Annotated in this window: 11 protein-coding genes; 10 read left to right on the plus strand and 1 reads right to left on the minus strand. The window is 40.2% G+C overall.

What is annotated here, in order from left to right; translation table 11 throughout:
- The first annotated feature begins 1 nt into the window (after window position 1).
- The 7 genes from ACH30E_RS05540 to ACH30E_RS05570 are packed head-to-tail and all read left to right on the plus strand — an operon-like array spanning window position 2 to window position 6,575.
- The gene (locus ACH30E_RS05540; RefSeq protein ID WP_490823978.1) at window positions 2-1,492 is read left to right on the plus strand and encodes a DUF4270 family protein; all 1,491 of its coding nucleotides are present in this window, start codon (window positions 2-4) and stop codon (window positions 1,490-1,492) included.
- A 40-nt stretch (window positions 1,493-1,532) separates the two neighbouring features.
- Complete coding sequence (gene metK / locus ACH30E_RS05545; RefSeq protein WP_294992482.1) at window positions 1,533-2,786, plus strand: methionine adenosyltransferase; 1,254 nt, start codon at window positions 1,533-1,535, stop codon at window positions 2,784-2,786.
- Between the two features lie 56 nt (window positions 2,787-2,842).
- Complete coding sequence (locus ACH30E_RS05550; RefSeq protein WP_490823979.1) at window positions 2,843-3,376, plus strand: hypothetical protein; 534 nt, start codon at window positions 2,843-2,845, stop codon at window positions 3,374-3,376.
- A complete protein-coding gene (locus ACH30E_RS05555; RefSeq protein ID WP_294992477.1) occupies window positions 3,366-3,920 on the plus strand; it encodes an NUDIX domain-containing protein in 555 nt (184 codons plus the stop codon). The genes ACH30E_RS05550 and ACH30E_RS05555 overlap by 11 nt, the downstream gene beginning before the upstream one ends.
- An 11-nt stretch (window positions 3,921-3,931) precedes the next feature.
- On the plus strand, window positions 3,932-4,681 hold the full coding sequence (gene rlmB, locus ACH30E_RS05560) for a 23S rRNA (guanosine(2251)-2'-O)-methyltransferase RlmB (RefSeq protein ID WP_294992474.1): 750 nt from the start codon (window positions 3,932-3,934) through the stop codon (window positions 4,679-4,681).
- Between the two features lie 16 nt (window positions 4,682-4,697).
- Window positions 4,698-5,567 (plus strand): hydroxymethylglutaryl-CoA lyase, encoded by an 870-nt coding sequence (locus ACH30E_RS05565; RefSeq protein ID WP_294992472.1) that lies wholly within the window; start codon window positions 4,698-4,700, stop codon window positions 5,565-5,567.
- 3 nt (window positions 5,568-5,570) lie between these two features.
- On the plus strand, window positions 5,571-6,575 hold the full coding sequence (locus ACH30E_RS05570) for a GSCFA domain-containing protein (RefSeq protein WP_490823980.1): 1,005 nt from the start codon (window positions 5,571-5,573) through the stop codon (window positions 6,573-6,575).
- A 1-nt stretch (window position 6,576) separates the two neighbouring features.
- Here the strand turns inward: ACH30E_RS05570 and ACH30E_RS05575 are convergent, their stop codons facing one another.
- Window positions 6,577-7,185: a MiaE family protein gene (locus ACH30E_RS05575; RefSeq protein WP_490823981.1), complete on the minus strand. Its 609-nt coding sequence runs from the start codon at window positions 7,183-7,185 to the stop codon at window positions 6,577-6,579.
- A gap of 169 nt (window positions 7,186-7,354) precedes the next feature.
- Here ACH30E_RS05575 and ACH30E_RS05580 point away from each other — a divergent pair, with 169 nt between their 5' ends.
- From ACH30E_RS05580 to ACH30E_RS05590, 3 genes are all read left to right on the plus strand, one after another.
- The gene (locus tag ACH30E_RS05580) at window positions 7,355-8,362 is read left to right on the plus strand and encodes an aminotransferase class I/II-fold pyridoxal phosphate-dependent enzyme (protein ID WP_490823982.1); all 1,008 of its coding nucleotides are present in this window, start codon (window positions 7,355-7,357) and stop codon (window positions 8,360-8,362) included.
- Between the two features lie 409 nt (window positions 8,363-8,771).
- Window positions 8,772-11,240: a penicillin acylase family protein gene (locus ACH30E_RS05585; protein ID WP_490823983.1), complete on the plus strand. Its 2,469-nt coding sequence runs from the start codon at window positions 8,772-8,774 to the stop codon at window positions 11,238-11,240.
- A gap of 13 nt (window positions 11,241-11,253) precedes the next feature.
- Window positions 11,254-11,610: a hypothetical protein gene (locus ACH30E_RS05590; RefSeq protein WP_490823984.1), complete on the plus strand. Its 357-nt coding sequence runs from the start codon at window positions 11,254-11,256 to the stop codon at window positions 11,608-11,610.
- Window positions 11,611-11,705 lie beyond the last annotated feature (95 nt).

Raw genomic sequence — 11,705 nt, forward strand, 5'->3', positions numbered from 1 at the left:
CATGCGTTTATTTTCGACACTTCGTAATACATTTATTTTCTGTATTATAACCGGCATTTTTGTAACCGCCTGCACCAGGATTACTTCTACCGATTTAGGCGGAGGTTTAATACCCCCGATTGATGGCGTATTTACAAAAGATACCATTCTTGATGTAATTACTGATACTTACAACGAAACAGATACCCCAAGAATTTATAAGGCAGATATTCACATGCTGGGAGCCATTACCAATGACCCGATTTTTGGTAAAACATCGGCCTCAATGTTTTTTGAATTATCTCCTCCTTATTTTCCATTCTTTACTTCTGGAAATAAAGACAGTCTGGTAATTGATTCTGCCGTTTTGATTTTAGGATACAATGGTTTCTATGGTGATTCAACACAACCATTACGTATAACTGTTTCTGAAATTGACCAAAGTACACCGCTCGATAGGAATCGTTTATACCCGGTTACAAATCCGGGAGTAACACCAATCAATATTGCCGGTCCATTGGCTAATCCTGTAAATGTAGATATACGCAGGTTGGGCGATACCGTAAAGAATAGGTATGAAGTTGCAACCAATCAGATCCGCATCAAATTACGGAATGATGTTGCACAGCGTTTTCTAAGAACATACGATTCCACAAACGCTTACAAATCTGATTCTATCTTCAGAACTTATTTTGCTGGTTTTGCTTTAACAGTAGACCAAACTGCACCTGCGAATGCCTTATTACGTATTAATCTGGCAGATACGAATACCAAATTTGCGCTTTATTACAGTTCAAGTTCTACAGGTGCAACTGTTAGAGATACATCTGTACTCTATATGCGTTTTAATACAGCAGCAAGTGGCGACGCAAACTTTATTGTAAGAAACAGAGCCGGTAGCCAGGTTACTAACTATCTTACTACTAATAACAATCCCAAATCAGATTCTCTGGTATATGTGCAAACTTCACCGGGAACCACTGTCAGGGTTAGGATTCCAGGGTTGGCATCTTTAAGTAACCGAATCATTCACAGAGCTGAATTAATTGCTGAGCAAGTTCCAGACGATGCAAACCTGCTTACCATCGATCGTCAAATGAGTGTTCCCCGATATTTATTACTCAGTGTATTGGATTCTGTAAATAACAGAAAACGCAATGTCAAGAACGATTATATTTTTGCAACTGATGGCCCTAACATAAACGATTTTGGAGGTTTTGCCTTCTATAAAACAACGCAGGGCTATGATCGTGTTGCAGGTTATACTTTTAACCTGAGCCGATATGTGCAAGGAATTGTAACAAGAAAAGATACTTCACATCTATTACAATTGTCGGCACCAACAAACGACTCTATTTATTATTCAAACCCTTATCCGCAAACTACTTCACCCATATTGTATTACCTGAATCCGAGTATTGGTAATGATCCGGCTAACGGAAGGGTAAGATTAGGGGGCGGAACGCATTCAAGGTTCAGGATGCGATTACGAATTGTATTCTCCAGAATCTAATCTTTCATTTGCCTATATTTGCACAAATTTAAATTAACCTATGCCTTATTTATTTACTTCCGAGAGCGTGTCTGAAGGACATCCGGATAAAGTAGCTGACCAGATTTCAGATGCATTAATCGATAATTTCTTAGCCTTCGATGCACAATCAAAAGTTGCCTGTGAAACCCTGGTAACCACTGGTCAGGTAGTACTGGCAGGTGAAGTAAAATCAAAAGCATACCTGGATGTACAGGAAATTGCCCGTGGTGTAATCCGTAAAATCGGCTATACCAAGAGTGAATATATGTTTGAAGCGAATAGCTGTGGTATATTATCAGCGATTCATGAGCAATCAGCAGATATTAACCAGGGTGTAGATAAGAAGAAAAAAGAAGAGCAGGGAGCCGGAGATCAGGGTATGATGTTTGGTTATGCCAGCAATGAAACCGATGATTATATGCCACTTGCACTGGATCTTGCCCATAAGATCCTGATTGAACTGGCTGCATTGAGAAGAGAGAATAAGCAGATAAAATACCTGCGTCCTGATGCAAAGAGCCAGGTTACCCTGGAATATGATGATAACAACCAGCCTGTAAGAATCGACGCAATTGTGGTATCTACCCAGCACGACGACTTTGATACAGAAGCTAAAATGCTGGCTAAAATCAAATCAGATATCATCAATATCCTGATTCCACGCGTTAAGAGCAAGTACAAGAAATACGCTAAACTGTTTAACAACAATATCAAATACCATATCAACCCAACCGGTAAGTTTGTAATCGGTGGTCCACATGGCGATACTGGTTTAACCGGTCGTAAAATCATCGTAGATACTTACGGTGGTAAAGGAGCACATGGTGGTGGAGCATTCAGTGGTAAAGATCCTAGTAAAGTAGACCGTTCGGCTGCTTATGCAACCCGTCATATTGCCAAAAATCTGGTAGCGGCAGGTGTTGCAAGCGAAGTGCTGGTACAGGTATCTTATGCAATCGGAGTGGCACAGCCAACGAGCATCAACGTAAATACTTATGGTACAGCCAAAGTAAACTTAACTGATGGTCAGATTGCAAAGATCGTAGAAGGCATCTTCGATATGCGTCCATACTTTATTGAGCAACGCCTGAAACTGCGTAGCCCGATATACAGTGAAACCGCAGCTTATGGCCACATGGGTCGTAAGAGTGAAGTGGTTACCAAAACATTTAAATCACCAGATGGTAAAGAGAAGAAAGTAAAAGTGGAGCTGTTTACCTGGGAGAAACTGGATTATGTAGCCAAAGTGAAAAAAGCTTTCGGGCTTAAATAAACTTAATAGATCTCATAAAAAGCCTCCGTTTACCGGGGGCTTTTTATATTTATAGTATGTCTCGTCAACCAAACCATCCATCCAGACAAAAACTCATTGTAGCCGTCATTTTATTATTGGGGGTAATAATGATCATGCGTTACCAGGGTGCAGCATTGATTATGCCTGATACACCATCGGGTATTCTTGCATTGGAATTTGCAAATACATCAGAGAAATTATCCCTCATCCTCTCATTATGGCCCATAGACGCTGCAAAGGTTAATATCTGGCTCGATTTTATTTTTATAATTGTCTATACACATTTTTTCTTACTTACCTTATCTATAGCCGCCAATCAATGGAAACATAAAATACTTATAAGGATAGGTAAATGGCTTATGGTATCAGCATGGATCGCTGCAGTGTTTGATGTTATGGAGAATATAATCATGCTTGCTAGTTTAGCCAGACATTATACGGGACTAAGTCTACAGGCAACAGCTTATTTCGCATCCATAAAATTCCTCATAGTAATACTTATTCTGTTATACCTGCTGGTTAGCCTGTTGACTAATTTATTCAGCCCAAAAACAAACTATGGAAACTAACCCCTGGACAACCTTACATTCTAAATCAGTATATGATAATAAATGGATCAGTGTTACAGAAGATGATGTGATTAATCCAAATGGTGGTAAGGGCATCTATGGTAAAGTGCATTTCAAGAATATAGCCATCGGTATTGTAGCCCTGGATGAACAGGAACAGATTTGGTTGGTGGGTCAGTATCGTTATGTACTGAATGCCTATAGTTGGGAGATACCTGAAGGTGGTTGCCCACATGATGAATCTCCATTAAAGGGGGCCATACGGGAACTAAAAGAAGAAACAGGTCTGGAAGCTAAACAATGGAAAGAGTTGCTTCGGATGCATTTGTCAAATTCCGTAAGCGATGAACTGGCAATTGTTTTCCTGGCTACTGAATTAACGCAGTCTGAACCTGAACCGGAAGAAACTGAACAATTGCGGCTTCAGAAAATCAGCTTATCAGAAGCCTATAAAATGGTGGAAAAGGGACTGATTACTGATTCAATCAGTGTAGCAGCAATTACAAAAATTAAATTATTACAATTACAGGGTAAACTGTTATAGTACATTTGCATATGGCTATCAAACAAAGTGGATTAATCATAGGCCGCCAACCACTGGTGGAAGCATTAGAATCGGGGAGGCCGATCGATAAGATCCTGATGCAAAAAAATATTTCCGGAGACTCAGTTGCAGCTATTCGACAACTTGCAAGGGATAACCAGATTCCTATACAAATGGTTCCCCCTGAAAAACTGCATTACCTGACCAAGGCTAATCACCAGGGTGTTATAGCTTTTGCGGCATTGGTGCAATATATGGACCTTCAACAGGTAATTGATCATGTAGTTTCAAAAGGAGAGCTGCCGTTGTTTGTGATGTTAGACGGTGTAACTGATGTGAGAAATATTGGCGCCATTGCACGTAGTGCCCATTGCTGTGGTGCACAGGCACTGATTATTCCCGATAAAGGAGTGGGCGCGCTGAATGCAGAAGCAATGAAAAGTAGTGCCGGTGCATTGGAACACATTAATATTTGCAGGGTCAATAGTTTATTAAAAGCCGTAGACACGCTACACCTGAACGGAATACAGGTTTTTACCAGCGAAATGCGCGCCGATAAAAAAGTATATGAATTGTCGCTGGCAGAACCTTGCTGTATAATTATGGGAGACGAAGGCAAAGGTGTACAGCCATACCTTGCTAAAGCAGCAGATGCTTTTTTTACTATTCCGATGGCAACTAAATTTGATTCATTCAATGTTTCTGTTGCAGCAGGAATTGTTTTATACGAAGCAATGAAACACCGGATTTCAAAAGATTGATTTATCAATATTTACCATGCAAGTAAAAAATGAGGATACGATACAACTAATAGAATGTCCGCGTGATGCAATGCAGGGCTGGCCTCATTTTTTGCCCACCGAAACCAAAGTGGCCTATCTAAACCTATTGTTGCAGGTTGGCTTTGATACGCTTGATTTCGGCAGTTTTGTATCACCAAAAGCTATTCCCCAAATGGCAGATACCAGGGAAGTGCTCGCTAATCTTCGGCTAGAAAACACTTCCACAAAATTATTGGCTATCGTAGCGAATCAACGAGGAGCTTTGGATGCATCTGTTTTTGAAGAAATACATTATTTAGGTTTTCCATTTTCAATCTCACCCACATTTCAACTGAAGAATACGAACAGTAGCATGGAAGAGAGTTTCGATCGGGTGAAAGATATTCAAGAACTATGCATTAAATCAGGTAAAGTGCTGGTGGTTTATCTCAGCATGGGCTTTGGTAATCCTTATGGTGATTTATATGATGCATCTATATTGTTGGAATGGGCAGATAGAATGGTTCAGGAAGAGATTAAAATTATTTCACTGGCAGATACGGTTGGACTCGCTTCACCGGAACAAATCAGTCTTGCATTATCAACACTGATACCACAATATCCCGCTGTTTCATTTGGGGTGCATCTTCATTCCTCTGCACAAAATTGGAAGGATAAACTTAAAGCCGCCCATAATTCAGGTTGCAAAAGATTTGATGGAGCCCTTAAAGGAATTGGCGGATGTCCAATGGCACAGGATGAACTTGTTGGCAATATGGATACAGAAAAAATGATTGAATATTTCCAGGAGAAAGGATTGTTGCCTGACCTTAATGCAAAAGCGCTGATGGAGAGTAGCATGATGGCAGGAAAAATTTTTCAATGATATATGAAGTTTCATTACGAGTTTGATATTAAGTCTCCCGAAAAGAAAATACAGCATGGACAAAATCTGGTGCTGATGGGTTCTTGTTTTACAGAAAACATGGGGGAGAAATTAAGGAAGCATAAATTCAGTGTTACAGAAAACCCACATGGTATTCTTTTTAATCCTGTAAGTGTCGCAGAAGCAATCACTGATTATATAGAAGAGAAAACATACACAGAAGATGATCTGTTTTTATTGAATGAATGCTGGCATAGCTGGAAGCACCATAGCAGGTATTCAGGAATTACACCAGGAAATGCATTGGGTAAAATCAATGAGTCGATTAATGATACGCACAAAGCGTTAAAACAGGCTGATCATATCATGATCACATTAGGGTCGGCATGGGTTTATATGCTTACTGAAAATGCGCCGAATTATAAGTTGGGCACAGTGGCGGCAAATAATCATAAAGCGCCGTCAGACTGGTTTTCAAAGCGATTAATGACTACGGAAGATGTGCTGACCGTGCTGGATAATATGATACATCGGCTCTTTCATTTCAATCCAAAACTGCAGATTATATTTACAATCAGTCCTGTTCGACACTTGCGCGAGGGTGTGATTGAAAATAACAAGAGCAAAGCAGTGCTTATTCAGGCTGTGCATCATCTGGTAGAAAAATTTGAAGGGCTGTATTATTTCCCGGCGTACGAATTGGTCATTGATGACCTGCGGGATTATCGATTTTACGCAGAAGATTTAGTGCATCCGAATTTCCATGCAACACAGTATGTATGGGAAAAATTTACCGGGGCCTGTATGCCTGATACAACTAAGCAGCTCTTAAAAGAAATTGCAGCCATCAACCTGGCTGTACAGCATAAACCATTTAATCCCGCAACAGAGCAGCACCAGCAATTCCTTAAAACTTATCAGGAAAAAACAAAACAGATGGTAAAAATGTATCCCTTTATTAATTGGGATACTGAATTGCAATATTTTGAAGTCCAAATCAGGAATTAAATTAATGGATACGATCGCCTCTTAGTTCTATTTCCTGCATGATGGCAGTTTCATAATCGAGCCATTGTTTCCATCGACTGCGCACTTTTGCTTTGTCTACATACATTTCTGCAAGTTCAATAAACAGGGTGTAGTGTCCAGCTTCACTTTCCATGAACCTGCGATAGAAATTACGCAAGTATTTATCGTTCAGCCCTTCACTTAAACGCTTAAATCTTTCGCAACTTCTTGCTTCAATCAGGGCCATGGTTAGCATCTGGTCAAGAAACCTACCTTCCGCACTGCCCCCCTTTTGTTGAAACTCTAGTAGCTTGTTTACGTATATGTCTTTTCGTTGAATGCCGAGTTGGAGCCCTCTTTTGTGTAATTCATTCAGCACAAGTCTGAAATGTCCCCATTCCTCTGTAACAATAGGGGACAATAGTTTTACCAGTTCTGCTTTTTGGGAATACCGTTGTATAAGAGATATACAAGTAATGGCAGCCTTCTGTTCGCAATATGCATGGTCGGTAAGAATAGCTTCCAGGCTAATACTTGCAAGGTCAACCCATCTTGGGTCGGTGGGTAGCTGAAGTCCCAATATGTTTTTCGTGTGTTCTGAAAGCTCCATATACATCAATTGAGTTGCAAATTACGCTCGAACCCGGACTTTTCATTGCTCATTGGTTAAAGCAAATTAGTTTAGTTTTACGGTTATGTATCCGGATGATTTTTTAGCCAGAAAATTGCAGGCCAGGATTGATGGTCAATCGCTGAGATCACTAAGCTTATCCGAAGGGATGATAGACTTTTGTTCGAATGATTACCTCGGTATTGCCAGGCAGCGATTATTGAATTATGGAGATGTAGATGGCTTATTAACTGGTTCCACAGGTTCCCGATTACTGGCAGGTAATTATCCTTTGATAGAGGCTGCCGAATTACAAATAGCCAGTTTCCATGAAGCAGCAACCGCATTGATCTTTAATTCCGGATACGATGCTAATCTTGGATTATTATCATCTGTTCCGCAGAAAGGAGATACGGTATTATATGATTATCTGTCGCATGCATCTATCCGTGATGGTATACGGCTATCTTTTGCTAAAGCATTTTCATTTGCGCATAACGATCTGGCCGACCTGAAGAAAAAACTTGAATCAGCAACGGGAAATATCTTTATTGTTACCGAGTCAGTATTTAGTATGGATGGAGATTTATGTCCCTTGCATGAAATGGTTCAACTTGCTAAAGCATATAATGCACACCTGATTATCGACGAAGCCCATGCTACTGGTGTAATCGGAGATAAGGGGGAGGGACTGGTACAATCAATGGGTTTGCAGGATCATGTATTTGCCAGGGTACATACTTTCGGAAAAGCATGTGGTTGCCATGGAGCTGTTGTGCTTGGATCGAAGCAACTCAAAACTTATCTCATAAATTTTTCGAGAAGCCTGATATATTCTACGGCATTGCCGGCTCATGCAATTGAAATGATTATACGGTCGTATCAACTATTTCCCTTGATGCAAAACGAACGCAAGAACTTGGCTGAATTAGTAGCTATATTTCAGCGATCTGATATTCGTTTTGAAAAATTGCAGTCGTTAACCCCTATACAGGGCGTAATTATTCCTGGTAATGCACCGGCAAAGCAGATGGCTGCGCAATTACAACAGGCAGGGTTGGATGTCAGACCGATTTTGTATCCCACGGTACCGGAAGGTAAAGAGCGTTTGCGTATTGTAATTCATGCGTATAATACAGCAGAGGAAATTTATCGATTAATATCATTTATGAAATAAAGGTTGATTCAGTTATTGTTCAAGAAAAACAGCTCCTAGCCACTAGCTGCTAGCTACTAGTCATTGTTGGCTGGTGAAAATTAGGCAAGAGTTGGAAGTCACGTGTAGGATGGAACACAGATCTTCATGATTTTCAAGATCTATCATGATAAATCTTGAAAATCATGAAGATCTGTGTTCTATAAATAATGGATAGTTCATTAATAGCACTCTTATATTTCGTTAACCAGCTCATTTTAAAGTATGTAATTCGCAGGCCTCCTCATTTATTCTATTAATAGCAGAAATCCTAAAACAAGCACCAATCAAGGCTAGCAGCTAGAAGCTAGAAGCTCGCAGCCAAAATTCCTTTACATCCAAGAACCAATTCTTCTATAAAAATCTTATATTCAATTTCAAAACTTTTTAAATGAGGATAGTTCCATTTATTATTTCGGCAGTAGGAACTGCCGGTTTAATATTTACCTTAAACACGCAACTACCTGTAGACTCAGGGAAAACACCAAGGCTTGGTTATTTCTTATCCCCGCAACTTGGGTTTTGGAAAAATGCGGAGCCGGTAAACGCTTCTCACGATGGAAATATTACACTTGCCGGATTACAGGGTAAGGTAGATGTTTATATGGACGACAGACTTGTTCCGCATATTTATGCAGAGCAGGATGCTGATGCCTACTATACGCAGGGATACCTTCATGCAAAATACAGGCTTTGGCAGATGGAGTTCCAGACACATGTTGCTGCGGGTAGGTTAAGTGAAATTGTTGGTCCGGACAGGATCAATACAGATAAATTTTTCAGGAGATTAGGTATGGTGTATGCCGCCGAGAAAACCATGCGTCAGGCATCTAAAAACAAAGCCCTTAAAACGGCCATAGAAGCTTACGCAGAAGGGGTGAATGAATATATCAAAAACCTTGATCCTGCAGATTTGCCTTTTGAGTATAAATTACTTGATTATAAACCAGAGGAGTGGACACCAGAAAAAACTTATCTCTTCCTGATGTTTATGTCTTACGATTTAACAGCAAGAGGTGTTACCAGTGATCTTCGAATGACCAACGCCAGAAACTATTTTGGTTATGAGGATTTTGATCAACTATTTACCAATGTACAGGATTCTTTAGATCCTATTATTCCAAAAGGAACAGTTTATGCTGCTCCGTCCATTGCAGTTAAACCGCCTCCCGGTGTTGATTCTGTTTATTATCATAAAACCAATCAACAAGGTGGTACAGCTTCAGCCCCAATTGTACCCGATAAAAATAATGGGAGTAATAACTGGGCGGTTTCGGGAACTAAAACAAAAAGTGGTAGACCAATTCTGGCTAATGATCCGCATCTCGGACTCAATTTACCTTCTCTCTGGTATGAGGTTCAAATCACCACACCTACACATAGCACTTATGGTGCAAGCTTTCCCGGATCACCCGCTGTGATCATTGGATTTAATGATAGTATCGCTTGGGGTGTTACCAATGCTGGTAGGGATGTGATCGACTATTATGATATGAAATTCAAAGACAGTACACTCGAACAGTACTGGTATAATGGGGTATGGAATAAAGCCGATGTAAAAGAGGAAGTAATAAAAGTAAAAGGTAAGCCAGATGTAATTGATCATGTAGCCTACACCGCATTTGGTCCGGTAATGTATGATCCCTCTTACAAAAACGAAAGTGCCAGTGGTAAATATCTGGCCATTAAATGGACCGCTCATGACGGTGGACAAGGACTCGAAACTTTCTATGAATTAAACCGGGCCAAAAATTTTGACGACTACCTGAGTGCGATTGAAAAATGGACCTGTCCCGGACAAAATTTTGTTTTTGCATCAAAATCTGGCGATATCGCTTTGAAACAGCAAGGTGCTTTTATTGCGCGTTGGAACAGGCAGGGTGATTTTATTATGCCGGGTGATGATAACCAATATATGTGGCAGGGAATAATTCCCAATAGTGAGAACCCTTTTATTAAGAACCCCGAAAGAGGTTTTGTAAGTAGCGCAAACCAAAAATCTACCGACGAAACATATCCTTATTATCTTGGTGCCGGAAGCGATTTCCCGGTTTACAGAGGCGTAATTATCAATAAAAAATTGGCAGCAATGAATAATATTACAGCAGCCGATATGCAAGCCATGCAAACAGATAATTACAATGTGTATGCTGAAATGGCGAGACCAGCACTTTTGCGTTTTGTAAACGAATCGATGCTTAAACCAGTTGAGTTGAAATATTTGCAAAAGCTGAAAAGCTGGAATTTGCGTAACGATATTGGGGAAGAAGGCGCAACTGTATTCAGGGCCATCTGGGACAGTCTCGAAACAACCATCTGGAAAGATGAATTTGATAAATCCCCTTTACCATTACCCTGGCCCGATGAACCCACATTACTGGATGTAATGATCAAAGACAGTGTTTATTATTTTGCGGATAATGCCAATACCCCCGATAAAACCGAAACCTTGCAGGATGCAGTATTAACCGCCATTCAAAAAGCATCTGCTGCATGTGAAGCTTTAGAGAAAAAAGGAGAACTTGCCTGGGGTAAATTCAAGGATACCAGAGTGAGTCATCTGCTTAAACTGGATCCACTTAGCAGGTTGCATTTGCCAATTGGCGGAGGAGTGCACATCATCAATGCAACTACACCAACGCATGGCCCAAGTTGGCGAATGATTGTTCATTTAACAGATGAAATAGAAGCCTATGGGGTTTATCCCGGTGGACAGAGCGGAAACCCTGGCAGTAAATACTACGATAATTTTGTGGATTCATGGGTTGCAGGAAAATATTACCGTATCCTTTTCCTGAAAAAGGAAGCTGCTTCAAAGCATAAGCAAATGAAGTGGCATTTAACATTTACCAACAGCTAAACAGTTTGTTCCTATGAAATTTTTATCAGCACTTCTACTTACAGCATTACTCGCATTCGCTTCGGGTTTATATGGTGTTCTTCCCTGGTGGAGTTTTGCCATTACTTCGTTTATAGTAGCCCTTACGGTTCATCAGAAAGCAGGAAAAGCTTTCCTGGCCGGATTCCTGGCATTGTTTTGCTTGTGGGTTGTTCTGGCTTTTCTACAGGATAATGCAAATGAACATATCTTATCAACCAAAGTTGCTAATATTCTTCCCCTTGGAGGTTCATATTGGGTGTTGATTTTATTAACCGGAGTTATTGGTGGATTAGTTGCCGGATTATCAGCACTTACGGGAAGCTACTTACGCCAATCTGGAAGAAAATAAGCGGGGATTTATTTATGAAACGATCCCAATATGTAAATTATTAATTATTAGTTAAAGCAGGATGGAGTAAATGTAATTTGACGAAAAGCAGCAAC

The sequence above is a fragment of the Sediminibacterium sp. FW305-C-61 genome, from assembly GCF_058231065.1.

Bases quoted from the DNA above. Each gene is read 5' to 3' on its own strand.
- rlmB (WP_294992474.1), top strand. From the start codon at position 3,932: ATGGCTATCAAACAAAGTGGATTAATCATAGGCCGCCAACCACTGGTG.
- ACH30E_RS05565 (WP_294992472.1), top strand. From the start codon at position 4,698: ATGCAAGTAAAAAATGAGGATACGATACAACTAATAGAATGTCCGCGT.
- metK (WP_294992482.1), top strand. From the start codon at position 1,533: ATGCCTTATTTATTTACTTCCGAGAGCGTGTCTGAAGGACATCCGGAT.
- ACH30E_RS05590 (WP_490823984.1), top strand. From the start codon at position 11,254: ATGAAATTTTTATCAGCACTTCTACTTACAGCATTACTCGCATTCGCT.
- ACH30E_RS05540 (WP_490823978.1), top strand. From the start codon at position 2: ATGCGTTTATTTTCGACACTTCGTAATACATTTATTTTCTGTATTATA.
- ACH30E_RS05550 (WP_490823979.1), top strand. From the start codon at position 2,843: ATGTCTCGTCAACCAAACCATCCATCCAGACAAAAACTCATTGTAGCC.
- ACH30E_RS05580 (WP_490823982.1), top strand. From the start codon at position 7,355: ATGATAGACTTTTGTTCGAATGATTACCTCGGTATTGCCAGGCAGCGA.
- ACH30E_RS05575 (WP_490823981.1), bottom strand. From the start codon at position 7,185: ATGGAGCTTTCAGAACACACGAAAAACATATTGGGACTTCAGCTACCC.
- ACH30E_RS05555 (WP_294992477.1), top strand. From the start codon at position 3,366: ATGGAAACTAACCCCTGGACAACCTTACATTCTAAATCAGTATATGAT.
- ACH30E_RS05570 (WP_490823980.1), top strand. From the start codon at position 5,571: ATGAAGTTTCATTACGAGTTTGATATTAAGTCTCCCGAAAAGAAAATA.
- ACH30E_RS05585 (WP_490823983.1), top strand. From the start codon at position 8,772: ATGAGGATAGTTCCATTTATTATTTCGGCAGTAGGAACTGCCGGTTTA.